The organism is Paraburkholderia sp. CHISQ3 (assembly GCF_030464945.1).
GTDB lineage: Bacteria > Pseudomonadota > Gammaproteobacteria > Burkholderiales > Burkholderiaceae > Paraburkholderia > Paraburkholderia megapolitana.
This window is the reverse complement of record NZ_JALPRG010000009.1, coordinates 28,938-53,535: the sequence shown is the minus strand read 5'-3', so window position 1 is coordinate 53,535 and position 24,598 is coordinate 28,938. Positions and strand designations below refer to the sequence as shown.

Sequence of the window (24,598 nt, the reverse complement as noted above, 5' to 3'; positions counted from 1 at the left end):
TGTGGCCTTCACCCGGCCTTCACGAACCGAGCAGCCCCGCAGCGATGTTGACGCACAGACCGAGCACCGCGACATTGAAATAGAACGACAGGATCGATTGAGCGAGCGTAGCGCGCCGGATCGTGCGCGAGCGCAGGACGACATCCGATGTTTGCGACGCAACCGCGATCGTGAACGAGTAGTACAGGAAGTCCCAGTAGTTCGGCTCGAGCGCGCTATCGGGGAACTGCAACGCGGTTTCGTTCGTGCCCGAGCTGTAGTAGAGCCGCGCGTAGTGCATCGTGAAGATGGTCGGGATCAGGAACCACGCGCCGATCAGCGTGAGACCGGTGAGCAGCGAGTGCAGCACGCTCGAAGCGCTGCTGCTACCCTTCGCGGCCGAAAGCTCGAGGATGATCGCCGCAATGCTTGCCACCGTCGCGACGCAGATCACGACCAGCACCACGCCCGCGTTCTCGTCGTCGCGCATGGCGAATTCGCGCACCTGGTCGTGATGCGCACCGGCCATGTGAATCCACATGAGCACCAGATACGTCCATACTGTGACATCCCACGCGATCAGCACGCGCACCATCGGTTTCAGCGACGACGGCACGAGCAGCGCAGCGACGATGCCGACGGCCAGTGCGATCATCATGCGCGGCCGGTTGCGGAGCACTTGCGGATAGAGGTTCATGGGCATGTGATAGAAAGGAAAGCTGCGGGACCGGCTGCGGCGATTCTACTCGCGGGGTCCGGGCGATTTGTGGAAACCTCGCGCGGAGGCTATAGTTTTTTGCACGCCGCCTTGCATGGAGCTTTCGAAGGCCTGGGCAACACCGGCTGGCGTGGGTACGCAGCAACGATATAACAGAGACCGCGATAGCGGCACAGCAAGACCTGGTTTGGGGCGGACCGCCGGTGCGGTTTTCATGGCGGCATGCCGTGAGTGCAGCACCGGTCGACACAATACAACATCATCTGGAGCCCCCATGACAGATGCTAGAGAGAACGATGCGCGCCACGTGGCGACGCATTCCGCCAGCCGCAGGGCATGGATGCTCGGCGCGTGCGCGACAGGCGCGGCGCTCGCTTTCGCGGTTGCCGGCCGCCCCGGCATGCAGGTCGGAGCCGGCTTCTTCGGCATCTCCCCCGCATTCGCCGATGCGCCCGCGGGCGGCGGCCTCGACGCATTCCTCGCGTTGTCGCAGCGGCTCACCGGCCACACCACGTTCGATCCCGTACTCAGCAAACGCATCTACGATGCCCTTGCGAAATCCGACAGCCAGTTCACGCAGAACGTCGGGTCGCTCAATACCTGGCTGCAGGGCCATGCGGGTGTGCCGTCCGATACCGTGACGCAGGCCTTGCAGACCGACCAGCCGGCGCTCGCAAAAACCATCGGCGCGATCATGCGCGCGTGGTACCTCGGACTCGTCGGCGACATGCCGCACGTGCAGGTGGTCGCCTATGAGCGAGCCCTGATGTTCGAGCCCGTGAAGGATGTCCTCACGATCCCGTCGTATTGCCGCGACGTGCCGTTCTACTGGACCCAGAAGCCCGCCAGTGTCTGAATGGCACCGGTCTCTCGCACGCCGTGCGCCGCCCGTGGCGAACGTGACGGTGTACCTCAGCAAGCAACGATAAGCCAGCAGGAGAGGGCAACAATGGCAAATTCAACTTCCGCCGACGTCGTCGTCGTCGGTTCGGGCGTGGCGGGCGGTCTCGTCGCGCATCAGATGGCGCTGGCCGGCGCGTCGGTGATCGTGCTCGAAGCGGGGCCGCGCATTCCGCGCTGGCAGATCGTCGAGAACTTCCGCAACTCGCCCGCGAAGTCCGACTTCGCGACGCCGTATCCGTCGACACCGTACGCGCCGCATCCCGAGTATTCGCCGGAGAACAACTATCTGATCCAGAAGGGCGAGTATCCGTACAACTCGCAGTACGTGCGGCTCGTTGGAGGCACGACATGGCACTGGGCCGCGGCGACCTGGCGCCTGCTGCCGTCCGATTTCCAGTTGAAGAAGCTATACGGCGTGGGCCGCGACTGGCCGTATCCGTATGAGACGCTCGAGCCGTGGTACTACGCGGCCGAAGTTCAACTCGGCGTGTCCGGTCCCGATGCGAAGGTGGACCTCGGCTCGCCGCGCTCGAAACCGTACCCGATGAATGCGTTGCCGCTGTCGTACATGGATCAGCGCTTCATGGACGTGCTGAACCCGCAGGGCTTCAAGGTCGTGCCCGAGCCGGTCGCGCGCAACAGCCGGCCGTACGATGCGCGACCGACCTGCTGCGGCAACAACAACTGCATGCCGATCTGTCCGATTGCCGCGATGTACAACGGCGTCGTACACGCGGAGAAAGCGGAACAGGCGGGTGCGAAGCTGATCGCCGAAGCGGTCGTCTACAAGGTCGAGGCAGACAACAAAGGGCTCATCACCGCGGTCCACTACAAGGACCCGAACGGCAACAGCACGCGTGTGACCGGCAAGCTGTTCGTGCTCGCCGCAAACGGCATCGAAACGCCGAAGCTGATGCTGATGTCGACCTCCGACAAATTTCCGCACGGCATCGGCAACAGTTCCGACCAGGTCGGTCGCAACCTGATGGATCATCCGGGCACCGGCGTGACGTTCCTCGCCAACGAGCCGCTATGGCCCGGACGCGGGCCGATGGAAATGACATCGATCGTCAATTTCCGCGACGGCGCGTTCCGCTCCGACTACGCGGCGAAGAAACTGCATTTGTCGAACGGTGTGCCGACCATGAGCGTCACGGCCGCGCTGCTGAAAAACGGCGTGACGGGTGGCGAGCTCGACCGGCAGATCCGCGACCGCACCGCGCGCACGTTGAACATCAACAGTTTTCACGAGCATCTCGCGGAGCCGCAAAATCGCATCATTCCTTCGTCCGATCACAAGGATGCGCTCGGTATTCCGCAGCCCGAGATCTACTACTCGATCAACGACTACGTGAAAAAGAGCGCCGCCAACACGCACGAACTGTATGCGCAGATCGCGGGGCTGTTCGGCGGTACCGAGGTGGCCTTTGACGATACCTTCGCGCCGAACAATCACATCATGGGCACGACGATCATGGGCAGTGACGCGGCCGATTCGGTGGTCGATAGCGATTGCCGTACGCACGATCATTCGAACCTGTTCATCGCGAGCAGCAGCGTGATGCCGACGGCCGCTTCGGTGAACTGCACGCTGACGATCGGCGCGCTGGCGCTCAAGCTGGCCGACAAGCTCAAGCGTGAAATCTGACCGGACCCGACGGAGAGCCACCATGACGAAATCCACGTCTCGCGTGCATCCGGCCGGCGACGTCGCCGCGCTGATGCAGGTAAAACGCCGCCGCCTGCGGATCGCGACGCTGGCAGCGGGCTTCTCGCTGTTCGCGTTGTACCTCGCCTGGCATGCGTGGCACGACCCTCAATCGCAACATCAGGACGAACTGCCGATCACCCAGGCGATCGCGCAGGATGCGTCGTCCGACCAGGCGGTCGCGGTGGCCGGCCCCGACCTCGTGAAGCGCGGCGAGTACCTCGCGCGCGCGGGCGACTGCGTCGCGTGCCACACCGCGGACAAGAGCCGCCCATACGCGGGCGGCCTGCCGATCGCCACGCCGTTCGGCACGATCTATACGCCGAACATCACCCCCGATCCCGATACCGGCATCGGCCAGTGGAGCGACGCGGAGTTCCTGCGCGCGATGCACGAGGGCATCGGCAAGAGCGGCGAGCGGTTGTACCCGGCGTTCCCGTATGTCGAGTACACGCGGGTTACCGATCAGGACGTGCTCGCAATTCGCGCGTATCTGAATACGCTTGCACCCGTGCATTACACGCCGCCGCGCAACGACCTGAAATTTCCGTTCAATCAGCGCTGGTTGATGACGTTCTGGAATCTCGTCAATTTCACCGAAGGGCGCTTCGTGCCGGATCCGAAGCAGAGCGCGGAATTGAATCGCGGGGCGTATCTGGTGCTGGGGCTCGCGCACTGCGAGGAATGTCATACGCCGCGTAATTTCATGCAGGGGCTGAAGTCGAGCGACCGCCTCTCGGGAGCGGTGCAGGCCGGCTGGCACGCGTTCAATATCACGCCGGACAAGAACAGCGGCATCGGCAACTGGAGCGACGACGAACTGGTCAGCTATCTGTCGACCGGCGTCGCACCGGGCCGTGCCAATGCGGCGGGCCCGATGGCCGAGGTGGTGGCGGACAGCACGCAGTATCTGAACGACGAAGACCTGCACGCAATTGTTGCGTACCTGCGCAGCGTGCCGCCGGTGAGCGGCGGCGAAGCGCGGCCGCGCGACCAGTGGGGCAAGCCCGCCGACGATGTCACCGCATTGCGCGGCCAGACCATCACGAGCGTGAACGGCGCACAGCTGTTTATCGCGAACTGCGCGACCTGCCACAACTGGACCGGGCAGGGCGTCGGCGCGAGCGCACCGGGCGCGTACCCATCGCTGGTTCATAACAGCGTGGCAGGCGCCAGCGACGCAAACAATCTCGCGATGGTGATCCTGCACGGCGTGAACCGCACGACGAAACAGGCCGACGTGCTGATGCCGGCATTCGGCGATCAGCTAACCGACGACCAGGTGGCCGCGATCACCAACTACGTGACCAGGCAGTTCGGCAATCCACAGTCGACCGTGACCGTCGATCAGATCGCGAAGCTGCGCGCACAGCAACAATGACCCCGCAGGCGGCGTGTACCCGGTAGCGATTGCCGGATGCGCCGCCCGCAGGCTTGCAAGCGCTTACAAGAACCTGCCCGGCGCAGAAAAGATGGCGAGCGCGCATACGGGCGATTTGCGGCGCACTATGATGTTGCTATGCACACTCCTTCCGCCATTTCAGTTGCGCCCGTCGTTCAGCACCACCCGGCCAATGCGCAGGGCCGCGATTACGTCGTCGGCGATCTGCATGGTTGTGTGGATGCGCTGCGCTACCTGCTGCGCGAAATCGCTTTCGATCCCGCATGCGACCGGTTGTTCTCGGTCGGCGACCTGGTCGACCGCGGCACGCAATCAGAGGAAGCGCTCGCGCTGCTCGACAAGCCGTGGTTCCACGCGGTGCTCGGCAATCACGAGGACACGTTGTGCGCGGTTGCCGAAGGACGGTTGAAGCGCCAGTGGTGGTATGGCATAGGCGGCGAGTGGGCGGCCGCGGTGCCGGAGGAGCGCCTGCGGCAGCACGCGCGCAGGCTGAGGACGCTGCCGCTCGTGCGCGTGGTGGGCAGCGGCGCGACGCGCTTCAATGTGCTGCATGCGGAGTTTTTCGGCACGGATGCACAACTCGATGCCGAACACTTTTCCGACGAGCAGCGCCATCAATTGTTATGGGGCCGCGCACTCGCGACGGGCAATCGCGACACGCATGGCCAGCCCGGGCTGTCGCTGACCTATTGCGGCCATACGCCGATGCGCGAACTGCAGCAGATCGGCGCGCAGGTGTTCATCGATACCGGCGCGTTCGGGCCAGGCGGCAAGCTGACCGTTGTCGAGGCGCGCAAGCCGCATCGCTGGTCGGTCTCCGTTGAAGCCGCGCGTGCGGATGGCGCGGCTGCGCTGGCGCTGCCCTGACGGCTTACTTCCTCTTTATCCCACCTGATTCAGCTCGAACACCACGTCGACGGCACTGCCGTTCCAGTTGTATTCGAGGTACGCGGCGTGATGACAGTCCCGCAGCACCGCCGTGCGGAACGCCGCGAGACATTCGCCGCCGGGATCGCGCACCGACGGATAAGCAATGCCCGGTGCGCCGGCCATGCGCACCGCGCGACCGAGCGCCTGGCCGGGCAGATAGTCGACCGGCGATAGCACGCCGGGATCGAGCGATGGGTCGTCGCGCAGATCGACCACATTGCCGTGCGCGCTCACGGTGTAGAGGCGCATTTGCTGCCGCAGCGGCGGTTCTTGCGTCGCGGAGAGAAACAGGCCCGTGTGATAGCGCGTTTCCGCAATCGCGGTGGCTTTTGAGCGCGCGCAGTAGAACACCCCGTAGGTGCCGTCCGAAAAGCGGCTGCCGCCCGGATTCAAATGAGTCAAGGCGGCCATGATCGGCCCCCAGCCCTTGCCGAAACGGCGTTCCTCGCGCGGCACCAGATCGAGATCGCCGACTTCGGTGCGCAGGCGGTCGTTGGTCATCTCTTCGAGCTTGTAGAGCGCTTCGAAGTCTTCGGGCGAGGCGACGCGGTCGAACAGGTTCACTGCCGGGAAGCGCGTCGGGATCACGCGATACGCGGGCGACCATGCGAGCGGCGACGTGCGCCAGCGGTCCTGCCAGTGCGGTTCAGTCACGCCCAGCCGCCTCGCATTGCGTCGAGGTACTGGCGCACCGCGACCAGGTCGCTGAGGTTGCCGGCCAGCATGCGGTCGAGCGCGCGGCGGCCGCCGAATGGCGGCGCACTGTTGGGACGCTTGACCCAGGCATCGGCCGCGTGCGGCTGCGGCAGCAGGATTTGCAGTGCCTTGTAGATGCCGAGCATCAGCGACAGCCGCTCGAGCGTGTCGCGGCCGAGCCGCGCGGTTTCCGGCACGGCTTTCCATTTGAAGAACGTCGACCGGCCCGGCGAACCGAGCAACACGATTTGTTCTTCGGCGCTCAGATCCCAGTCGCGGGCGATGTTGAAAAACGCGCGCAGGCCCGCAGCGGACATGTCCGCGACGGACGGTTCCGCGACAGCCCGGCGTTGCGGCTCTCGCGAAGCGGAAGCATGGGCGGCAGATGACATGATTTAGTCCTTAATTGAACTTCCATGTGATATTAGTCCATTTGTGGATTAATGCAAGGTCTGTATACCGATTGGTCATGAAATTCCCGCCCGCGCGGGTTCCCGCCCGGTGACCGGGCGTGCTTCAGGCAAAACAAAGGGGCTTGGTGGCCGCTTCAGACCATCGAGGCAGCCGGTGCGCCGCTTTGCGCGTAGCGCTCGAGCACGTGCCCGATGCACAGCGCAATGAACGCGGCGTCGAGCCGGTCGAGGGCGGCAGCGGCCTCACGCAGCGCGGACTGATCGACGGCGGGGGACTGGAAGATGACGTCGCGCAACGCTTCGGCAAGCGCGGCGCGTTCGATGAACGCGTTCAGATCGGACAGACGCGGAAAGTCTGCCTGTTCAGCCTGACTTCTGAGCGAAGAGAGCAACACCGGGAAAGGCTGCGAGCCCTTGATGTCCACGAACAGTTCGACGCCGCGGCTGCGCGCGAGTGTCTCCACGAAACGCGCAACGCTGCCGCGCAGCCGGGTGAACGCATCGACGACATCGCGGATCGAGTCGGCCCGGCGACGGTCGCCCGTCGGCCGCAACGGCATGATTTTTCCCGCGAATCCGCCTGAACGACGGCTCTGGTCGTTGGACATCTCTTCCCCTGGCACTGCTGCATCGAAACACACAGCGTAATATACGACAGAATATAACGATGACCCTAGCGGTGGTCTGCGAATGCACAGGCGTCGAGCCACACGCGAGCGCCGTTTTCATGACACGATTCAGACTCAACGCACAACGCGGCATGGGCCGCAGGAGAGCATGGCAGTGAGCGAAGCAATGAATCAGCAAGATGCAATCAGTGCATCGAAGCAGGCCGTCGGTGACGGATTTTCCGTGGCATCGATGCGCCATGCGAGCGATATGACGTGGCAAGCAGTCGAAGCCGTCGCGCGTGAAATCCGGCCCGGCATGCGCGAATCGGAAGCCGTCGCACGGTGCAAGGAAGTATTGAATGAGCTTGGGATGGACCGCATCTGGCATCCGATCCTGATCCGCTTCGGCGAGAACACGCTGAAGACGTTCAAGCAGGCATCCACCGTCGATCCGCAACTCGGCGAGGACGATATTTTCTTCGTCGATCTCGGTGCAGTCTGGGATCGTCATGAAGGCGATGCCGGTGCGACGTTCGTCACTGGCGACGATGCGGAGATGCGGGCCTGTGCGGACGCCGCGAAGGTCGTCTTCGACGAAGTCGCGCATCACTGGCGTACCACCGGCGCTGGCGGCAAAGAGCTGTACCGCTATGCGGCGCAGCGCGCTGAAGCGCATGGATGGCGGCTCAACGTCGACATCAAGGGGCACCGCATCAGCGATTTTCCGCATGCCATCTACAAGGCCGGCAACCTCGGTGATTTCGAAGCGTGTCCGTCGGCAGGCCTGTGGATACTCGAAATCCAGCTCGCCCATCCGACTCGCCCGTTCGGCTCGTTCTACGAAGACCTGCTCGCGTGAAGACCTGCGTTTAACCCTCGTCTGATCGCGGCACTTCGGAGCGCGCCATGTTCATCCGTCAGCTCGACTATCTGGTGACGCTCGCGCGCGAGCAGCATTTCGCGCGCGCCGCCGAACTGTGTCACGTGTCGCAGCCGGCGCTGTCGTCGGCGATACGCAATCTCGAAGCCGAACTGGGGCTCGTGATCGTGCGGCGCGGCCGGCGCTTTCTCGGCTTCACCGAAGACGGCGAGCGCGTGCTCGGGTGGGCGCGTCAGACGCTTGCCGCGCTCGATCACATGCGCCAGGACGCGTCGGCGGCGCAGGTTCGTCTGACCGGCACGCTGCGCATCGGCGTGATACCGACCACGATGCCTGTGGTGAGCCTGCTGCTCGGCGCGTGTCGCGACGCGCATCCGGCGATGCGCTATTCGCTGCGCTCGCTCAGCTCCGATGCGATCCTGCGTCAGCTCGACGACTACGAACTCGATATCGGTTTTACGTACCTCGACGATCGCGTGCAGGCCGGTTTCGATGTGTTGCCGCTGTATCACGAGCGTTATGTGCTGTTGTCGCCGGCCGGATCGAGCGAGGGTGTGTGCGCCGGCGTGAATCGTTGGGACGCGGTCGGCGCATTGCCGTTGTGTCTGCTCAGCAATGCGATGCAGAACCGTCAGGTGATCAACGCTGCGTTCCGGCGCGGCGGCGTGCAACCATCCGTCGTGCTCGAAGCAGACTCGCTGCTCGCGCTGTATTCGCACGTCCAGCACGCGGGGTTGCACAGCGTGTTGCCGCACAGCCTGCTCAGCGTGCTCGATGCGCACGACGGCGTGAACGCGGCGCTGCTGCTTCCCGAACTGACCCGCGAGATCGGCCTGATCGCGCGCAACCAGCCGTCGATGCCCGCGCTTGCCGCCGCGATGTGGCGCGCGGCTGCACAACTCGACCTGCAACACACATTCGATTCACTGCTACCGCACGCATAGCGAAATCAACGAAGCCGTTCGTCCGGCGAGTTTGATAAGGCGCAGTTATCAACCGATCCGTCCAAACGATTGGACCCACGCTGCCTCCCGCACCGACACTGAATCTGTCGGTTCTTCTGCAGTCGGATGACCGGCCGGCATGAGCACATGCCGCATCTCGACTGAGTCAGAGCGGAGTGAAACATCGTGGCAAAAGTTCTTTGTGTTCTGTATGACGATCCTGTCGGTGGCATGCCGAAAAAATACGCACGCGACGACATCCCGACGATCAACCGTTATCACGACGGTCAGACGGCACCCACGCCGGAAGCTATCGATTTCAAACCGGGCGAGCTGCTCGGCAGCGTGTCTGGCGAACTCGGCCTGCGCGCGTTTCTCGAATCGCACGGCCACACACTGGTCGTCACCTCCGACAAGGATGGTCCGAACTCGATCTTCGAGCGCGAACTCGCCGATGCTGAAGTGGTGATCTCGCAGCCGTTCTGGCCGGCTTACCTGACCGCCGAGCGCATCGCAAAAGCGCCGAAGCTCAAGCTCGCGCTGACAGCCGGCATCGGCTCCGATCACGTCGATCTGGCGGCTGCGATCGAGCGCAAGATCACGGTCGCCGAAGTGACGTACTGCAACAGCATCAGCGTGGCCGAACACGTCGTGATGATGATCCTGTCGCAGGTCAGAAATTATCTGCCGTCGCACGAATGGGTCAAGAAGGGCGGCTGGAATATCGCGGATTGCGTCGAGCGCGCGTATGACCTCGAAGGCATGCATGTGGGTACGGTCGCCGCTGGACGGATCGGTGCGGCGGTGTTGCGCCGCCTCAAGCCGTTCGACGTGAAGCTGCATTACACGGACCGCCACCGTTTGCCGGAGCAGGTCGAACGCGAGCTCGGTGCAACGTGGCATCCGGATGTCGAATCGATGGCGAAGGTGTGCGATGTGGTGACGATCAACTGTCCGCTGCATCCGGAAACGGAGCATCTGTTCGATGAACGGATGATCTCGAAGATGAAGCGCGGCGCTTACATCATCAATACGGCGCGCGGCAAGATCGTCGACCGTGACGCGATCGTGCGTGCGCTAGAAAGCGGGCAGCTCGCCGGCTATGCGGGCGATGTGTGGTTCCCGCAGCCGGCGCCGCGCGATCATCCGTGGCGCACGATGCCGCATCAGGGCATGACACCGCATACGTCGGGCACGACGCTGTCCGCGCAGACGCGCTACGCGGCCGGTACGCGCGAGATTCTGGAGTGCTGGTTCGGCGGCAAGCCGATTCGCGACGAGTATCTGATCGTCGATGGCGGGCAGCTGGCCGGTGTTGGTGCGCACTCGTATTCGGCCGGTAATGCGACGTCGGGTTCTGAAGAAGCGGCGCGGTTCAAGACTGCCTGAGCCTGCTTGAGGCGGCTTAAGCGATTTGCAATTTCATCGCGATCTTTCAATTCGAGGTCGCGATTTCTTCCCGCTAACACCTGATACAGGCACGCCGCAAACCTGCGGCGTGTCTGCTCCTGCCCATTCAAAACATGAAGAATTCTTCCGAAGCGACGGGACGCCTCACGCGTTCCGTATCCCGCACGCCGGTGTTGCAGGCAGTCTGTGGATTTGTCGGCGGTGCGCTTGCTATCAGCCTGACCGGCCTGCTCGGCAGACTGGTCGATGCGCCGCTGCTGATCGCGCCTTTCGGCGCATCGAGCGTTCTATTGTTTGCCGCGCCCGACAGCGCGTTCGCCCAGCCGCGCAATCTGGTGTGGGGGCATCTGATTGCATCGACGGTTGGTCTGGCGGTGTTCTGGCTCGTCGGTGTGGGCCTGTGGCAGATGGCGTTCGCCGTGGGCGCGGCCATCGCGTTGATGCAACTCACGCGTACGGTTCATCCGCCCGCGGGCGCCGATCCGCTCGTCATCATGCTGGGCGGCGGCGCGTCGGGCACCTTCCTGTTGTTTCCGGTGCTGGCCGGCGTGCTGTCGCTGCTGCTGATCGCGCTCGTGTTCAACTCGGTCGTACGCGGCGAACGCTGGCCACGGCGAGACATTTCTTGACGTTTGGATTTGTGGCGCTGGGTATAATCGCGACCCGCAAAACAAATCGAACGCAGGAGTGGCAGGAGATGCAGGTACGCGCAGTAGTGGTAGCCGTCATGGTGGGATGTTTTTCCTGTGTGACGATGGCGGCGCAGCAGTACGCCGAGGTATGGAATCCGCCGGAGGCGGTGAAAACAACCAAAACGGCGAAGACAGCAAAGCGGACCAGCGGTGCGGCGCGCAAGATCGCCAAACCCAAGACAACGGCGACAGGCACGACGAAACGTCGTGGGGCGGTACATGTAGCGTCACACGCAGCGCCGCGTCCGAAGCCAGCTGTTCGAACCGCTAAAGCGCCGGTGCCGCCGGCAACGGTGCACGCGAGCCACAAGACAAAACAGTCCGTTGCCTCGACGAGCGCAACGTCGCGCGCCACGGGGCGAGCGAAAAAAATCGCTGCGGCGCCAATGAAGCGCAACACATCGCAGACTGCGAGCCGGCAACCGGCAACGAATGCCGCGGGACGTGCGGGCACCGAGCCGCCGATTCTCTAGCCTCTAGTCATTCCGCTCGAAACGAACGATTGAGCTAACCGCACACTGTCGCGGTCTGGGGCGCACGCTTTCTCTGTGCGCACCTCGAATCAGCGGGCCGTACGCGCAGTTCATTGCACGGCGAGACTGTTCGCCACCAGCCTCAGCGTTTCGATCGAGCGCGGGTCGCGGATCCGCGTGTAGAGCGTCACGCGCGATTCCGGCAGCGTCGGCAAGCCGAGACGCGCACCGACATCGATCAGGCCGCGCGGCGCCACACGTCGTGCGAGCGGCGAGATCGCGAGACCGGCTGCGACCGCTGCGCCAACCGCGACCATGCCACCGCCGATGAACACTTCACGCCATCCGATCCCGGCGTCGTCCAGTGTCTTTAGCGCCACCGCGCGCACGTTGCAGGGCGGTGCCAGCAGCGCGAGCGGAAGCGGTTCGCCGGGGCGCGGCGACCAGTCCGGACTGGCAAGCCAGCCGAGCGCTTCGCCGAACAGCAGTTGCGCGTCGTCACGCAGCACATCGTCGGGCTCATGGCGCACGATCGCCGCATCGAGCCGCCGCTCGTCGAACTGCGTCCGCAGCGCAGCCGAAGGACCCATATGAAGCTCGATCAACAGACCGGGATCGTATGCGTTGAGCTTCGCGAGCAGCGCCGGTAGACCCGCTCCGGTGACGTGCTCGCTGAGCCCGAGCGACAGCCGGCGTCGTTCGACGGCGAGTGCACCGAGCGCACGTTCGTGGGCACTCAGCAAATCGCGCGCGGCAACGAGGAACGTATCGCCGTCGCCGGTCAGCCGGACGAGGCGCGGCGTGCGCTCGACCAGTTGCTTGCCGAGGTGTGTCTCCAGCCGCTTGAGCTTCAGACTGACCGCCGATTGCGTAGTGTCGAGCGCATCCGCCGCGCGTGTGAAGCTGTGCAGATCGGCGACCAGAACGAACGCGCGCACTGCATCGAGATCGAGCATGATCATTTCCAATGAAAATAATTGAAATAGGTAGTCATATCTTTTAATTATGGATGATACGGCTTATTCTGGGTACCAGAAATCGTTCTGACCCAAGGAGGTCATCATGCCGTTCACTCGTATCGCAATACGCGCTGGCCAATCCGCTGCCTACAAGGCGGCTTTGTCGGAAGGCATTCAGCGCGCGCTGGTCGCCACCTTCAACGTGCCCGAGGACGACATCTTCATGGTCGTCAGCGAACACGACGAAAACAGCTTCTTCTTCAAGCCGAGCTACCTCGGTATCGAGCACAGCGACAACCTCGTGCTGATCCAGTTGACTGTGAGCAATACCCGCACCGTCGAACAGAAAAAGGCGCTGTACCGCCGTATCGCCGACGAACTCGCGGAGAGCCCGGGCGTGCGAAAAGAGGACGTGTTCATCAACCTGGTCGAAGTGCAGACGGAGAACTGGTCGTTCGGTAACGGCATCGCGCAGTACGCGACGTAAGCGGTGGTTGCGCGGCGGCGCGCGCGTGAGGGCGAACGGTTTTTCTACCTTACGCAGGTTTGCAGGAACGAAAGAGCCGTGTATGGCGGTTCGTGTACGATAAACAGGCTGTCTTGCGGATAGCGGGTGCGCGGTTTGCGTGCTCGCTTGACGGTCGTACACGGAGCGTTCATGACTCGCGTTTTCGAACTCGTGCTCGAGATTCCCGGCGCTGCGGCGCGCGAATGGTGCGCTGGGCGCGCGTCGGCGGATGGTGCGGATGGTGACGCGGATGGTGATATAGCCGCTGCACAAACCGACGCGCTTCTTGTCAAAGCGCTGGCCGCGCTGCCTGGCATCGCGGGCAGGCGGCGCAGCGTTGCACACATCGCAGTGCGCGACTTCGATGCGAAGAGAGCCCTCGGCGATGCGGGATGGCGGCTCGCAGTCGAGGCGTCCGGCGCCGGGCGGCGCGTGATCGCGGTTCATGGCGAAGCACATTCGCCCGGTATCACGATTCGCAACGCCGCATTTCAGGCACCACTCGATGCACAGGAGTTGCACGAGGTATCGTTCGATGGCGCGCCTGAAGCGTTCAGAAAGGCGTTGCCCGATCCCAACCGGATCGAGCCGACCGTTTCTTTCGAATGCAGCCGGACGCGGTGGCGGCCCTTGTCGACAGAGGCTGGCTTGCCGGTCGATGTCGTGTTCGAGCGTATCGATGTGCTGGACTCGTCGGGTTTCGATGGCGCGCCGCCGGTTCGCGAAATCCATTTGACGGTTCCTGTCGCCGATATAGCGAACATACCCGGCGTATCCGATGTACATGACGTACACGACGCAGCGGAAGCCCCTCACGCCGCGCGTCGCGCACTCTTCGCCATCGCTCGTGAAATCGTTGCCGCGCTGCCCGCATTTGCGGTTCTCGACAGCGCGGTCGACCGCGCATACCGCGACAATTTTCAAACTCAACTCGAACCGGTTTACGCCCAACCGATCGATCTGGCCGGCACCGCAACCCAACGCGATGCACTGATCGCGATTGGCGGCAATCTTGCGCGACACTGGTTCGGCAACGAAGCCAGCGTGCGCGATGCGGCGAACGTCGAATCGGTCCATCAGATGCGCGTCGCGCAGCGCCGCCTGAAAACTGCGATGCGCCTTTTCAGGCACTGGCAGGACGATGCGTGGACGACGCAGATCGCGCCCGGGCTCAAGTGGCTCGGCGAGCTGCTCGGCGATGCGCGCGACTGGGACGTGTTCATCGATTCGACGTTGCCCGCGCTAGTCGCCGCCGATACCGACGCCGCACGCTGGAGCGCTACGTTCGACGCAGCCAATGTGCAGCGGCTCGCGATGCGCGAACGTATCCAGCATGCGATGCATTCGTCGCGCTACGCGCAACTCACACTTGCGTGGCTCGAATGGCAGGGCGAACTGCTACACGACGATCGTCGCGCGGCCGCAGGCGATGTCGCTGCAGATTCGCTGAACACGCACGCCGGCAAGCGTGTGCGCAAGGCATTCAAGCAACTGATGGCGACCCCGAAGCTCACCACGCTCGACGACGCGTCGCGCCATCAAGAACGCATTCGCGCGAAGCGCCTGCGCTACATGCTTGAATTCATCGAATCGCTCACGACGAAACAGACGCGCGGCGAGGTAGTAAAAACGCTATCGCGCATGCAGGGCGTGCTGGGCGACGGCAACGATGCTGTCGTTGCGCTAGGTTACCTGGAACAGCTTGAAGTCGACGCGTATCAACTGGGTTTTGCGCGCGGCTGGTGCGAAGCGGTGAAGCGCTATACGGCGAAGGAAGGCGAGCGTTTGTTGCGCACCCTAGGCAAGCCGAAGCTTCGCGACGGCCGATGATCCAGCTTGTCGGTGCGTAGTCAGTTGCGCAGCATGTGCCGCGTTCAGGACTGCGAGCGCGATTCCCGATGCGATCGACCCGGTGCAACTGACCACGTATGGCCCCGCACGAGGCTTACATCACGCGCTACTACGCGCATACCCCGCGAACGGTCGATTCGGCCGCACCCGTCCGTCGCCCACCTGCACGACCTGATCGCCGAACGCGGCGACATCGTCGGGATCGTGCGTGATCAGCAGCATCGGAATATCGAGGCGCGCCTGCAGATCCGACAGTTCGCGTCGCATGCGTTCGCGCAGCGCGTAATCGAGTGCGGAGAAGGGTTCGTCGAGCAGCAGCAGTTGCGGCCGCGCGACGAGCGCCCGCGCCAGCGCAACACGCTGTTTCTGCCCACCCGACAACTGCGCCGGATGATTGCGCGCAACGCTCCGCAGATCGAGCGCATTCACCCAGTAATCGACATCCGGATGATCGAACCGCGCGCGCGGGTTCAGCCAACCCGGCTGCAGACCAAAACCGATGTTCTGCCGCACGTTCAAATGCGGAAACAGCGCGTAGTCCTGAAACAGATACGCGACCTTGCGCTGCTGAGGTTTCAGATCGATGCCGCGTGCACTGTCGAAGAGCGCTGCGTCGTTCAACACAATCGATCCTTCATCGGGTCGCAGCAGACCGGCGATCGCCTGCAGCGTCAGGCTCTTGCCCGCGCCCGACGGACCGAACAGCACGACGCGCTGTTCGGTCGCGGCGAACGAGATGTCGAGCGTGAAGCGATGCCCGGCACTTGCGAGGGTTTTGCGGATGTCGACGGCGAGCGGCATATCAGCGGGACGTGAGCAGCGAGTGTTGCGGCACGAGCCGACCCGCCAGCACGAGAATCACCACGCACGTGACCGAGGTGACGAGCACGAGGAAATTGGCGGTGGCATCGTCGCCGGCCTGAACCGCTGCATAGACCGCAACCGACAGCGTCTGCGTACGCCCCGGCAGATTGCCGGCAATCATCAGCGTCGCGCCGAACTCGCCGAGCGCGCGCGCAAATGCGAGCAGCGTGCCGGCGAGAATGCCGCGCGCCGCGAGCGGCAGCGTCACGCGAAAGAAGATGCCGGCTTCCGTAATGCCAAGCGTGCGCGCGGCGCGCTCGAGTTGCGGATCGACCGCTTCGAAGGCGGCGCGCGCAGATTTCAGCACGAGCGGAAACGCGACCACCATCGACGCGATCACCGCCCCCTGCCACGTGAACACCAACTGGATACCGAGCCGGTCGAGCCACGCACCAAACACGCCGCGCCGGCCGAGCAGCACGAGCAGGTAATAGCCGAGTACGGTAGGCGGCATCACGAGCGGCAGCGTCAGCAGCGAATCGACGAGATCGCGCGCGCCCGAGCGCCAGCGCGCGAGCCCGAAGCCCGCGGCGACACCGAACACGAGATTGAGCGCGGTCGCCCAGCCGGCAACCTTCAGCGACAGCAGCAGCGGAACCCAGGCCTGTTGCATGGCAGAGCGCGACGGGCGGGGTCTAGTGAGCCGGCTTGAAGCCGTACTTGCCGAGCACCGCCTGGCCCTCCGGCGACAGCACGAACGCAATGAACGCCTGCGCGTCCGCCGCGTGCTTGCTGCCTTCAACTTGCGCGATCGGGTAAGTGATCGGCGTCTGCGTCGGCACCGTCAACGCGACTTTCACGCGATCCGGCATGACGGCCGCATCGGTACCGAACACGAAGCCTGCATCGACTTCGCCGCGCGACACGTAGTCGAGGCTCTGCCGCACATTGGCCGCGAGCACACCCTTCGCACTGACTGCATCCCACGCGCCCGCCGCTTTCAGCGCGCCTTCCGTATACCGGCCGACCGGTACCGACGCTGGATCGCCATAGGCGACGCGTTTCACGCTTGCCGCGGTCAGTTCGTTAAGCGAAGCGGGCGCGAAATGGCTATCCGACGGCACGATCAGGACCAGTGAATTGGCCGCGAAATCCTTGCGCGTGGCGGGCACGATGACTTTTTCGGCGGCGGCCTTGTCCATCGCCTTTTGATCAGCGGAGGCGAAGACATCGGCGGGTGCGCCTTTGGCGATCTGCTGCATCAGTACGTCGGATGCGCCGAAATTCAGCAGTACCTTCGTGCCGGGATGCTGTTGCTCGAACGCATCGCTCACCGCCTTGAACGCATTGGTGAGGCTGGCCGCTGCGGACACGACGAGATCGTCGGCACGCGCATTGGCGCTGATAAGGAGCGATACGGCGCTGACGGCGAGGAGCGCATGCTGCAGAAGACGACGGCGGGACAGGGACATGATGCGGAGGCCGGGCGGACCGGTCGGTGGGTGGAAAGCGCCATCGTAATATAGCGGGCGATACAACGGTCGCTCCGATCCATCGATGATCGGCATAGCGGCACCCGCATGGGGCGGGTGTTCAGGCTTTCGTGGGAGCGAGCGGCGACAGGCCGTTGCGGGTCTGCGAGATTGGTGTGCCGGCCGGCAGGCTGTCATGGCCGGCCTTCCAGCGGGCGCGCACGAACGGCCGGTCGTGGCCGGACACTTTCAGTGCGAGATGCGTGACCCAGCGGTGGGTCGGCAGGCGGACGTCGTGCAGCGCGAACGTGAGAATGGCGAGGCTCAGCGCCACCGCTGCCGCCGACAGCCTGCCTGGCGCCGCATGCCAGGACCAGCGGATGAATACCAGCGCGGTCAGCGCCCCAACGAGGCAACCGGTAATCGCTTCAGAAGGCGAGTGCGCATCGAGTACCACGCGCGACAGCGCGACCGCGACGCCCGCAGCGAGACCGATCACCACGCCGATCACCCGTACGGCTGGCCGCGTAGGCAACAGCATCAGGAATAGCGCGACCGGATAGACGGCTGTCGACAGCATCGCGTGGCCGCTCAGGCCGGTGAAGTCCCAGACGCGTACGCCCACACCCCAGCCGAGGAACGCCAGCTTCGTGCCCGTCACGAGGACGACGGCGACGCCAAGCAGCAGCAGCCAGCCGGCTGCCATCCGCCACGTATAGCCGACGGCGAGCCAGAGCGCGATGGCGATCGCGAGCGGCAGAGTCAGACCGGCACCGCCGAGACTGGTGATCGAATACCACAGATGGGTGGGCAAATCAGGCATGGGAGCGATGCGACACAGGCCGCGTAGAATCGGGTCGAAGGATCCGGATACAGGATTAACGCGCGAGCCGCATAGTCAGGCAGACAACACGTCGAACATCTTTTCTGCCTGCCAGTATAAACGGGGCTGCTGGTTCGGCGGGGCGGCCAACTGTGTGCCGCCACGCGAAACAGAGCATAAACCGCCATTTTCAGGATGCCAGCATCGCGGCGAAATTGATGTTATTGTGCATTGCACAATGGCGTCGATTACCCGGCGCGAACCTATGGGTATCGGCCCTTTTTTGCGAGGCCCCCGATGGCAAAGAATCTGACGAAACTCTGGCTGGGCGGGCTGAAGCGGCTACTGGCGGTGCAGACCGAGTATGTCGAGTCCGCCTCGAAGAAGCGCAAGCCACTGCGGCAAGCCCGGCCCAAACCAGTCGCCCGGCCGGCGGTGAAGGCACGAGCCGCGGAAACGCGCGAGAAACCGGCGGCCACGGCGCGCGAGTCGCGGGTTCGTCCGCGGGCAGCCGCGTGGGCAGGCGGCGCATGGACGCGCTCGTTCCATTCGGCGCCGGCCGCTGCCGGGCGCCTCGTCAACCACCTTCACTACGGCCTGTACATTCCGGCCGGCCGGGCGCTTGCGCCGATGCCGCTCGTCGTGATGCTGCACGGCTGCCAGCAATCAATCGATGAATTCGCCGAAGGCACGCGGATGAACCTGCTGGCCGACCGGTTCGGCTTTGCCGTCGTCTATCCCGAACAGTCGAAACACGTGCATGCGCACCGCTGCTGGCACTGGTACGACACCAGCGATCACGCAGGCGGCGCGGAAATCCGCGCGGTCGCTTCGCTGGTGGACGAACTCGTTGCCGAACATGGATTCGACGGCGAGCGGGTTTATGTGGCCGGCATCTCCGCGGGCGCGGGGCTCGCGTCGTTGCTCGCAATCCATTACCCGTGGCGTTTCGCAGCCGTGGCGCTGCATTCCGGTCCGGCGCTCGGCGAGGCGCATTCCGGCATCGCCGGTATGGATGTCATGCGGCGCGGCACACGCCAGGACCCGGTCGAACTGATCGACCAGGCAGTCGACGTCGCGGCCTATCCGGGCATGCCCGCAATCATCGTGCATGGCGACGCCGACCAGGTGGTTGCGCCGGTCAATGCGGATCAGATGGCGCTGCAGTTTGCGCGGTTGAACGGCTTCGTGGGTGCGGACGGCGCGTGGAAAACCGGCGAGATTCGCGAGGATCGCAAAGCCAGCGTCGTGACACGCGATTACGTGCGCGGCGGCCGCCGCGTGATCCGCCTGTGCCACGTGGCCGGGCTGTCCCACGCGTGGAGCGGCGGCGACGACGCGGTACCGTTCCATTCATCGAAAGGACCCGATGCGAGCGCGCTGCTGTGGGAATTCTTCAAGCACCAGCGGCGCTCGGGCGTGCCGGCCGAGCTCGACGCCGCGGCGGCCAGCGTGCCGGCGGGACGCTAAAAGCGCAGATAGAGGTCGCACTCCAAGCAGGGGCTAGCCAAAGACTAGGGTTTTCCCTATAATCAGGGTTATCAACTAGGTAATAACCCTAGTCACTCCCTGAGGTTTGATCATGTACCTGCTGAGCCGCCTGTTTCTATTCCTGACGAAGTCGTCCGATGTGGCCGCTAAAGAGCGCCAGGATGCTTACCTGTCCGAAGCCACCGATCTCTACGATCTCGAATTCCGTATGCGCAAGCTCGACCGTGAAGCGTCGAGCCGTCATCCGTCGTGGATGAACCAGTTCTAATCTACTGGTTGCAAAGCGATCACTTGCCGAAACGCTCGAGCGTGCGTTGTCGCGCATCGGCGTGATCGATAATCGGTTGTGGATAGTGCTTTCCGAGCACCACATGCCACTCCGCTAGCTGTCCCGCATCGGCCTGCCACGGCGCGTGTATCCGCTTTGGCGGTACGTGCTTGAGTTGCGGCAGGTAGCGCTTGATGAAGCGGCCCTGCGGATCGAATTTCTCCGACTGTGTGACCGGATTGAAAATCCGGAACCATGGCTGCGCGTCGCAACCTGTCGATGCCGCCCATTGCCAGCCGCCGTTGTTTGCCGCGAAGTCGAAATCGTTGAGCCGTTCGGCGAAATAGCGCTCTCCGCGCCGCCAGTCGATACCCAGATCCTTCACCAGAAAACTCGCCGTCACCATCCGCAGACGGTTATGCATATAGCCCGTCTGATTGAGTTGCAGCATCGCCGCGTCGATCAACGGATATCCCGTGCGGCCCTCGCACCATGCTGCAAAGGCCGCGTCTGCTGCAGGCCCGTGTTCCCAGCGGAGCGCGGCGTACTCCTCCTTGAACGACGCACCAGCCGCGAGGCGCGGATGGTACGCGAGCACCATGAAGTAAAACTCCCGCCAGATAAGCTCCGACAGCCACGTTGCGGCACCCGCACCGTCTGGTTGTAGCGACCGCTCGTACGCAAGCCGCGCCAGGGTGCGGATCGACACTGTGCCGAAGCGCAGATGGACGGACAGATAGCTCGGGCCTTTCGCTGCCGGAAAATCGCGCCACTCCGCGTAACTGTCGATACGCGTGACGAAATCGTCGAGGAGCTGTTGGGCACCGCTCATGCCGGCGGGCAACTTCAGATCGGCGAAGTTGCCGGGTGTGAAACCTAGTTGTGCAAGCGTCGGTAGACCGTGATCGAGACGTGGCGGCGGCGTGCCGAGACGATCGGCGTATGCGTCGACTGGATAGGGTTTCAGGTCGAATGCGCTGAGGTTCTTGAGCCACGCATTCTTGTAAGGCGTGAAGACCGAAAAGGGCTTCTGCTGGCCTGTCAGAATCTCGTCGCGCTCGAAAATAACCTGATCCTTGAACGTGACCAGTTCGCGCTGTGCGTCGGCAAGCGACTCGCGTACGGCTTCATCGCGTTCGATCGCGGCAGGCTCGTAGTCGTGATTGGCGAACACCGCATTGACGGCGAGTTGCTCCGCTAGCGCCGGCACGACTGCTCGCGGATCGCCGTGCAGAACGATCAGACCGCCACCGTATCCTCGCAGTGAGCTGTCCAGTTCCGCAAGCGATGCCAGGATGAATTCGACACGACGGTCCTCGGACGTGTTGCGCGATGCCTCGATGAGCGGCTGCAGGATCGTCGTATCGAACACGAACACGCACCAGACCCGACGACAATGCTTGAGCGCGTAGTAAAGCGCGGCGTGATCGCTGCTGCGCAAATCGCGGCGAAACCAGACGAGGCCGGTATCAAAGTCAGTCTGTAGATGTTGGGTGCGAGTCATGTGTGCGGATGGACGTAGAAGACACGCCCATCCGGTCGCGGCAGGCGGCAGTCGATGCCGCCGAAGATAACACCGCCCGCCGCCGGTCGCCGCTTCAGACGATCCGCACGCGTACGTCGACGTTGTTGCGCGTGGCGTTCGAGTACGGGCACACCGTGTGCGCGGTATCGACTAGTTCGCGCGCGGCAGCTTCGTCGAGACCCGGCAGCGATACCCGCAGTTCGACATCCAGCGCAAAACCGCCCTTATCGTTCGGACCGACGCCGACATCCGCAGTGACAGTCGTGTCGGCCGGCAGCGCCTGCTTATGCTGACCCGCGACGAACTTCATCGCGCTCAGGAAGCATGCCGAATAGCCGGCGGCGAACAGTTGCTCGGGGTTCGTGCCCGCTGCGCCGTTACCGCCGAGTTCGCGCGGGGCGGCCAGTTGTACGTCGAGTGCCTTGTCGGAAGAAACGGCCCGGCCGTCGCGGCCGCCGGTGCTGGTGGCGGTTGCCTTGTAGAGTACGCTCATGGTTGCTGCTCCTGTTTCGTGGCGTGGATGAGTGCTGCGATAACCGGCGGTTGCCACTGTCGCGTCGGGCATCGAAAATGTGTGCAACGAGTGAATAGTACACTAATTGTTAGTGTGCAAACTAAATTCTGTGGCACGTCCGCAATGTGGAATCCGCGCGGGGTTACTTGTCGAGATACTCGTGCAATGTGCCGCGCAGCGCGGTCAGGTCGTCGCGCAGGCGCATCAGGAAGTCGGGTGTGCGCTGGGCCGCGCAGAATAGTTCTGCGGGCACCTCGCGTGCCGAGCGCTTGAGCGTCGTGCCGGAACGGGTGAGCCGGATATAGACGAGGCGTTCGTCCTCGGTGCCGCGCACGCGTTCGATATAGCCTTGGGCCTCGAGGCGCTTCAATAGCGGCGTTACCGTGGCCGAATCGAGATTCAACCGGCCAGCGATGTCTTTCACCGTCAGGTCATCGCTTTCCCACAGCACCAGCATCGCCAGATATTGCGGATAGGTGAGCCCGAGCTTGTCGAGTAGCGGCTTATACACCTTCGTCATCGCAAGCGACGTCGAATAAAGCGCGAAGCAGAGTTGCTCGTCGAGCGTGAATGGCAGGGTGGGGCGCTGGGTCATGATGGGTCTCGTCGGTGGAAAGCGTGCAAATGAATTGCACGCTAACCATTGTGCCGTAACTTCGCGAGGGCGACGAGCGTGCCGGGCGCCGGCACGTAGTGGATCAGGCCGATGGTGCCGAAGGGAGGTCGGGCGCGTCCGGAGCCGGGACGCTGAAGCAACCACGATACGTCGCGTAGACCGAGCAATAGATCATCGCCGTGAAGATCGTCGACACCGTCGTCACGACCGCGAACGTTAGAGATTCGTCTGTGCCGAGCTGCTGAACCAGGATTGCCAGGATAGTCACGACTGCGAGCAACAGCACGATCCACAGCACGCCATACACGATGAATGCGCTGCGATTGCGCCAGCAACTGACGAAGCTGGCGAAAAATGCCTTCGCGACAGGCATGTCGTGCCATGCGCAAAGAATCGGCGCGAACCAGAACAGCATCGCGACCGGTATGGAGAACGCGAAGAATGTCAGCATGCCTTTCACGGGCACGTCTTCGGCGCTCGCGATCTGTTGGGCCAGCATGCCGCTGTCGACGAACGTTGCAACGGTCGCCACCGCCGTCATCGCAGCAATGAATAGCGCACCGAGTAAGAGCAGGCGTTTCGCGGCCGCATTGCCATACGAACGAAAGCCGTCGACGAGAATAGTCGGAAACACTGGTTTGCCAGCGATCGTATCGCGGCAGCCTGCCATGAAACCCACCGAGACACCCGGAATGAGGATCAGAAACACCAGGCCGCCAACATACGGGACGCGCGCAATCAACGTCATCACCAGCGTGTAGGCAAAACATAGCGTGAGAAAAGCGAGCGGATTCTTGCGAAACAGCCAGATGCCCTGGCGGAACCACACATAGCCGGTTTTCGCCGGGACTTCGATCAGTTGCATGAGGTATGAATGCCAGGAAGTACAGCGCCGGACAGGCGCTCGCGCAGAATGCGTTCGAAATGGCCTGGGTCGTGCGGTTTCAGCAGTTCGGCCGCACGCGGCAGATGGAAATCATACAGGCGCGAAACCCAGAAGCGGTACGCGCCGGCCCGTAGCATATCGCCCCAGTGCCGGATTTCCGCCGCGGTGAACGGGCGCACGGTTTGATAGGCGCGCAGCAGCGCGTCGGTGCGGGCCGCGTCGAACCGGCCCGTAGCCAGATCGACGCACCAGTCGTTGACCGTAACCGCGACGTCGAACAGCCACTTGTCGGTGCCGGCGAAATAAAAATCGAAGAAGCCGCCAAGCCGGACTTCATGGCCGGTGTCAGGCGCCGCATGCGCGAACAACACGTTGTCGCGGAACAGATCGCAATGGCACGGCCCTGCGGGCAGCGCGGCGTAATCGTCGGAGGCGAAGAATGCCTGTTGATGCGCGAGTTCGGCGGTTAGCAGATCGCGTTGTGCGCCGGCCAGAAACGGCAGCACGGCGGGCACGGTTTCCTGCCACCACGGCAGGCTGCGCAGGTTCGGCTGATGCTGCGCAAAATCGCGACCCGCGAGATGCATGCGCGCAAGCATCTGGCCAACCTCGACGCAATGCTCGACGCCCGGCGCCAGCTCAGGGCTACCTTCGAGCTTGCTGACGATCGCGGCCGGCTTGCCGTGCAGTATGCCGAACAGCTTGCCGTCGTCGAGCGGAACCGGATCGGGGACCGGCACGCGATGTGCGGCCAGATGCCGCATCAGATCGAGATAGAACGGCAACTGCCCGGCCGTCAGCTTCTCGAAGATCGTGAGGACGTATTCGCCGCGCGTCGTGGTCAGAAAGAAGTTGCTGTTCTCGATGCCCGACGGAATGCCGCGAAACCCGACGACATCGCCGAGATCGTAGTGGCGCATCCATTGTGCGAGTTGCAGTTCAGTGACAGCAGTGAAGACAGCCATGCGGGAAGCGTCGGATCGGGTTGGTCGGACTGGCTCGAGGCGGCCAGTGCGGCAGGCGGGTGAGACCGCCCGGGTAGGGAGCCACGGGCGAAATCGTGCGGTTTGGGTAGGTCCTGGTATCGCAGTACTGCGGCGATGCTGTGGCGCGACGTTGCCG

26 protein-coding genes are annotated in these 24,598 nt (G+C 63.5%); 12 read left to right on the top strand and 14 right to left on the bottom strand.

What is annotated here, in order from left to right; translation table 11 throughout:
- Window positions 1–19 precede the first annotated feature (19 nt).
- Window positions 20–682, bottom strand: a complete 663-nt coding sequence (locus M0D65_RS21480) for a DUF1345 domain-containing protein (protein ID WP_266254478.1) — start codon at window positions 680–682, stop codon at window positions 20–22.
- Window positions 683–971: 289 nt separating this feature from the next.
- On the opposite strand from M0D65_RS21480, the gene M0D65_RS21475 reads away from it, so the two are divergent.
- From M0D65_RS21475 to M0D65_RS21460, 4 genes are all read left to right on the top strand, one after another.
- Complete coding sequence (locus tag M0D65_RS21475) at window positions 972–1,553, top strand: sugar dehydrogenase complex small subunit (RefSeq protein WP_266254477.1); 582 nt, start codon at window positions 972–974, stop codon at window positions 1,551–1,553.
- A gap of 93 nt (window positions 1,554–1,646) precedes the next feature.
- Window positions 1,647–3,248, top strand: a complete 1,602-nt coding sequence (locus M0D65_RS21470; RefSeq protein WP_266254476.1) for a GMC family oxidoreductase — start codon at window positions 1,647–1,649, stop codon at window positions 3,246–3,248.
- 22 nt (window positions 3,249–3,270) lie between these two features.
- On the top strand, window positions 3,271–4,689 hold the full coding sequence (locus M0D65_RS21465; RefSeq protein ID WP_266254475.1) for a cytochrome c: 1,419 nt from the start codon (window positions 3,271–3,273) through the stop codon (window positions 4,687–4,689).
- Between the two features lie 156 nt (window positions 4,690–4,845).
- The gene (locus tag M0D65_RS21460) at window positions 4,846–5,577 is read left to right on the top strand and encodes a metallophosphoesterase (protein WP_367619337.1); all 732 of its coding nucleotides are present in this window, start codon (window positions 4,846–4,848) and stop codon (window positions 5,575–5,577) included.
- A 15-nt stretch (window positions 5,578–5,592) separates the two neighbouring features.
- On the opposite strand, the gene M0D65_RS21455 is transcribed toward M0D65_RS21460, so the two are convergent.
- The 3 genes from M0D65_RS21455 to M0D65_RS21445 all read right to left on the bottom strand — a co-directional run bounded on the left by M0D65_RS21455 (window position 5,593) and on the right by M0D65_RS21445 (window position 7,357).
- The gene (locus M0D65_RS21455) at window positions 5,593–6,294 is read right to left on the bottom strand and encodes an RES family NAD+ phosphorylase (protein ID WP_266254473.1); all 702 of its coding nucleotides are present in this window, start codon (window positions 6,292–6,294) and stop codon (window positions 5,593–5,595) included.
- A complete protein-coding gene (locus M0D65_RS21450) occupies window positions 6,291–6,728 on the bottom strand; it encodes an MbcA/ParS/Xre antitoxin family protein (RefSeq protein WP_266254472.1) in 438 nt (145 codons plus the stop codon). Before M0D65_RS21450 ends, M0D65_RS21455 begins: the two co-directional genes overlap by 4 nt.
- Window positions 6,729–6,883: 155 nt before the next feature.
- Entirely contained in the window at window positions 6,884–7,357 is a 474-nt protein-coding gene (locus M0D65_RS21445; protein ID WP_266254471.1) for a hypothetical protein, read from the bottom strand.
- A gap of 187 nt (window positions 7,358–7,544) precedes the next feature.
- Between M0D65_RS21445 and M0D65_RS21440 the strand changes: the two genes are divergently transcribed.
- The 4 genes from M0D65_RS21440 to M0D65_RS21425 all read left to right on the top strand — a co-directional run bounded on the left by M0D65_RS21440 (window position 7,545) and on the right by M0D65_RS21425 (window position 11,223).
- Window positions 7,545–8,219 carry a M24 family metallopeptidase gene (locus M0D65_RS21440; RefSeq protein ID WP_266254470.1) on the top strand — a complete coding sequence of 225 codons (675 nt, stop codon included), beginning with the start codon at window positions 7,545–7,547 and terminating at the stop codon, window positions 8,217–8,219.
- 47 nt (window positions 8,220–8,266) lie between these two features.
- Complete coding sequence (locus M0D65_RS21435) at window positions 8,267–9,184, top strand: LysR family transcriptional regulator (RefSeq protein ID WP_266254469.1); 918 nt, start codon at window positions 8,267–8,269, stop codon at window positions 9,182–9,184.
- A gap of 186 nt (window positions 9,185–9,370) precedes the next feature.
- Window positions 9,371–10,573, top strand: a complete 1,203-nt coding sequence (locus M0D65_RS21430; protein ID WP_266254468.1) for an NAD-dependent formate dehydrogenase — start codon at window positions 9,371–9,373, stop codon at window positions 10,571–10,573.
- 134 nt (window positions 10,574–10,707) lie between these two features.
- Window positions 10,708–11,223, top strand: a complete 516-nt coding sequence (locus M0D65_RS21425; RefSeq protein ID WP_266254467.1) for an HPP family protein — start codon at window positions 10,708–10,710, stop codon at window positions 11,221–11,223.
- A 646-nt stretch (window positions 11,224–11,869) separates the two neighbouring features.
- On the opposite strand, the gene M0D65_RS21420 is transcribed toward M0D65_RS21425, so the two are convergent.
- On the bottom strand, window positions 11,870–12,721 hold the full coding sequence (locus tag M0D65_RS21420; RefSeq protein WP_266254466.1) for a LysR family transcriptional regulator: 852 nt from the start codon (window positions 12,719–12,721) through the stop codon (window positions 11,870–11,872).
- A gap of 100 nt (window positions 12,722–12,821) precedes the next feature.
- On the opposite strand from M0D65_RS21420, the gene M0D65_RS21415 reads away from it, so the two are divergent.
- Both M0D65_RS21415 and M0D65_RS21410 read left to right on the top strand, forming a co-directional pair.
- On the top strand, window positions 12,822–13,205 hold the full coding sequence (locus tag M0D65_RS21415) for a tautomerase family protein (protein ID WP_266254465.1): 384 nt from the start codon (window positions 12,822–12,824) through the stop codon (window positions 13,203–13,205).
- A gap of 171 nt (window positions 13,206–13,376) precedes the next feature.
- A complete protein-coding gene (locus tag M0D65_RS21410) occupies window positions 13,377–15,056 on the top strand; it encodes a CHAD domain-containing protein (RefSeq protein WP_266254464.1) in 1,680 nt (559 codons plus the stop codon).
- Window positions 15,057–15,176: 120 nt separating this feature from the next.
- Here M0D65_RS21410 and M0D65_RS21405 read toward each other — a convergent pair whose 3' ends face one another.
- The 4 genes from M0D65_RS21405 to M0D65_RS21390 all read right to left on the bottom strand — a co-directional run bounded on the left by M0D65_RS21405 (window position 15,177) and on the right by M0D65_RS21390 (window position 18,176).
- On the bottom strand, window positions 15,177–15,878 hold the full coding sequence (locus M0D65_RS21405; RefSeq protein ID WP_266254463.1) for an ATP-binding cassette domain-containing protein: 702 nt from the start codon (window positions 15,876–15,878) through the stop codon (window positions 15,177–15,179).
- Between the two features lies 1 nt (window position 15,879).
- Window positions 15,880–16,554 carry a molybdate ABC transporter permease subunit gene (gene modB, locus M0D65_RS21400; RefSeq protein ID WP_096725575.1) on the bottom strand — a complete coding sequence of 225 codons (675 nt, stop codon included), beginning with the start codon at window positions 16,552–16,554 and terminating at the stop codon, window positions 15,880–15,882.
- A gap of 22 nt (window positions 16,555–16,576) precedes the next feature.
- Window positions 16,577–17,353 (bottom strand): molybdate ABC transporter substrate-binding protein, encoded by a 777-nt coding sequence (gene modA / locus M0D65_RS21395; protein WP_266254462.1) that lies wholly within the window; start codon window positions 17,351–17,353, stop codon window positions 16,577–16,579.
- Between the two features lie 121 nt (window positions 17,354–17,474).
- On the bottom strand, window positions 17,475–18,176 hold the full coding sequence (locus tag M0D65_RS21390; RefSeq protein ID WP_266254461.1) for a phosphatase PAP2 family protein: 702 nt from the start codon (window positions 18,174–18,176) through the stop codon (window positions 17,475–17,477).
- A 297-nt stretch (window positions 18,177–18,473) separates the two neighbouring features.
- On the opposite strand from M0D65_RS21390, the gene M0D65_RS21385 reads away from it, so the two are divergent.
- Together M0D65_RS21385 and M0D65_RS21380 are read left to right on the top strand one after the other, a co-directional pair.
- Window positions 18,474–19,646, top strand: a complete 1,173-nt coding sequence (locus M0D65_RS21385) for a PHB depolymerase family esterase (protein WP_266254460.1) — start codon at window positions 18,474–18,476, stop codon at window positions 19,644–19,646.
- Window positions 19,647–19,758: 112 nt separating this feature from the next.
- Window positions 19,759–19,935, top strand: a complete 177-nt coding sequence (locus tag M0D65_RS21380) for a DUF3563 family protein (RefSeq protein WP_091012638.1) — start codon at window positions 19,759–19,761, stop codon at window positions 19,933–19,935.
- 19 nt (window positions 19,936–19,954) lie between these two features.
- On the opposite strand, the gene M0D65_RS21375 is transcribed toward M0D65_RS21380, so the two are convergent.
- From M0D65_RS21375 to M0D65_RS21355, 5 genes are all read right to left on the bottom strand, one after another.
- Window positions 19,955–21,439: a deoxyribodipyrimidine photo-lyase gene (locus M0D65_RS21375; RefSeq protein WP_266254459.1), complete on the bottom strand. Its 1,485-nt coding sequence runs from the start codon at window positions 21,437–21,439 to the stop codon at window positions 19,955–19,957.
- 94 nt (window positions 21,440–21,533) lie between these two features.
- Window positions 21,534–21,953: an organic hydroperoxide resistance protein gene (locus tag M0D65_RS21370; protein ID WP_091012642.1), complete on the bottom strand. Its 420-nt coding sequence runs from the start codon at window positions 21,951–21,953 to the stop codon at window positions 21,534–21,536.
- Between the two features lie 163 nt (window positions 21,954–22,116).
- Window positions 22,117–22,569: a MarR family winged helix-turn-helix transcriptional regulator gene (locus tag M0D65_RS21365; RefSeq protein ID WP_266254458.1), complete on the bottom strand. Its 453-nt coding sequence runs from the start codon at window positions 22,567–22,569 to the stop codon at window positions 22,117–22,119.
- 103 nt (window positions 22,570–22,672) lie between these two features.
- On the bottom strand, window positions 22,673–23,455 hold the full coding sequence (locus M0D65_RS21360) for a BPSS1780 family membrane protein (protein WP_091012647.1): 783 nt from the start codon (window positions 23,453–23,455) through the stop codon (window positions 22,673–22,675).
- Window positions 23,446–24,441, bottom strand: a complete 996-nt coding sequence (locus M0D65_RS21355; protein WP_091012649.1) for a homoserine kinase — start codon at window positions 24,439–24,441, stop codon at window positions 23,446–23,448. The genes M0D65_RS21360 and M0D65_RS21355 overlap by 10 nt, the downstream gene beginning before the upstream one ends.
- Between the last annotated feature and the right edge of the window lie 157 nt (window positions 24,442–24,598).

What these genes read in the sequence shown, in the direction of transcription:
- M0D65_RS21480 (WP_266254478.1), bottom strand. Translation starts at nt 682, where the DNA reads ATGCCCATGAACCTCTATCCGCAAGTGCTCCGCAACCGGCCGCGCATG.
- M0D65_RS21475 (WP_266254477.1), top strand. Translation starts at nt 972, where the DNA reads ATGACAGATGCTAGAGAGAACGATGCGCGCCACGTGGCGACGCATTCC.
- M0D65_RS21470 (WP_266254476.1), top strand. Translation starts at nt 1,647, where the DNA reads ATGGCAAATTCAACTTCCGCCGACGTCGTCGTCGTCGGTTCGGGCGTG.
- M0D65_RS21465 (WP_266254475.1), top strand. Translation starts at nt 3,271, where the DNA reads ATGACGAAATCCACGTCTCGCGTGCATCCGGCCGGCGACGTCGCCGCG.
- M0D65_RS21450 (WP_266254472.1), bottom strand. Translation starts at nt 6,728, where the DNA reads ATGTCATCTGCCGCCCATGCTTCCGCTTCGCGAGAGCCGCAACGCCGG.
- M0D65_RS21445 (WP_266254471.1), bottom strand. Translation starts at nt 7,357, where the DNA reads ATGTCCAACGACCAGAGCCGTCGTTCAGGCGGATTCGCGGGAAAAATC.
- M0D65_RS21440 (WP_266254470.1), top strand. Translation starts at nt 7,545, where the DNA reads ATGAATCAGCAAGATGCAATCAGTGCATCGAAGCAGGCCGTCGGTGAC.
- M0D65_RS21435 (WP_266254469.1), top strand. Translation starts at nt 8,267, where the DNA reads ATGTTCATCCGTCAGCTCGACTATCTGGTGACGCTCGCGCGCGAGCAG.
- M0D65_RS21425 (WP_266254467.1), top strand. Translation starts at nt 10,708, where the DNA reads ATGAAGAATTCTTCCGAAGCGACGGGACGCCTCACGCGTTCCGTATCC.
- M0D65_RS21420 (WP_266254466.1), bottom strand. Translation starts at nt 12,721, where the DNA reads ATGATCATGCTCGATCTCGATGCAGTGCGCGCGTTCGTTCTGGTCGCC.
- M0D65_RS21415 (WP_266254465.1), top strand. Translation starts at nt 12,822, where the DNA reads ATGCCGTTCACTCGTATCGCAATACGCGCTGGCCAATCCGCTGCCTAC.
- M0D65_RS21410 (WP_266254464.1), top strand. Translation starts at nt 13,377, where the DNA reads ATGACTCGCGTTTTCGAACTCGTGCTCGAGATTCCCGGCGCTGCGGCG.
- M0D65_RS21405 (WP_266254463.1), bottom strand. Translation starts at nt 15,878, where the DNA reads ATGCCGCTCGCCGTCGACATCCGCAAAACCCTCGCAAGTGCCGGGCAT.
- modB (WP_096725575.1), bottom strand. Translation starts at nt 16,554, where the DNA reads ATGCAACAGGCCTGGGTTCCGCTGCTGCTGTCGCTGAAGGTTGCCGGC.
- modA (WP_266254462.1), bottom strand. Translation starts at nt 17,353, where the DNA reads ATGTCCCTGTCCCGCCGTCGTCTTCTGCAGCATGCGCTCCTCGCCGTC.
- M0D65_RS21390 (WP_266254461.1), bottom strand. Translation starts at nt 18,176, where the DNA reads ATGCCTGATTTGCCCACCCATCTGTGGTATTCGATCACCAGTCTCGGC.
- M0D65_RS21385 (WP_266254460.1), top strand. Translation starts at nt 18,474, where the DNA reads ATGGCAAAGAATCTGACGAAACTCTGGCTGGGCGGGCTGAAGCGGCTA.
- M0D65_RS21380 (WP_091012638.1), top strand. Translation starts at nt 19,759, where the DNA reads ATGTACCTGCTGAGCCGCCTGTTTCTATTCCTGACGAAGTCGTCCGAT.
- M0D65_RS21375 (WP_266254459.1), bottom strand. Translation starts at nt 21,439, where the DNA reads ATGACTCGCACCCAACATCTACAGACTGACTTTGATACCGGCCTCGTC.
- M0D65_RS21370 (WP_091012642.1), bottom strand. Translation starts at nt 21,953, where the DNA reads ATGAGCGTACTCTACAAGGCAACCGCCACCAGCACCGGCGGCCGCGAC.
- M0D65_RS21365 (WP_266254458.1), bottom strand. Translation starts at nt 22,569, where the DNA reads ATGACCCAGCGCCCCACCCTGCCATTCACGCTCGACGAGCAACTCTGC.
- M0D65_RS21360 (WP_091012647.1), bottom strand. Translation starts at nt 23,455, where the DNA reads ATGCAACTGATCGAAGTCCCGGCGAAAACCGGCTATGTGTGGTTCCGC.
- M0D65_RS21355 (WP_091012649.1), bottom strand. Translation starts at nt 24,441, where the DNA reads ATGGCTGTCTTCACTGCTGTCACTGAACTGCAACTCGCACAATGGATG.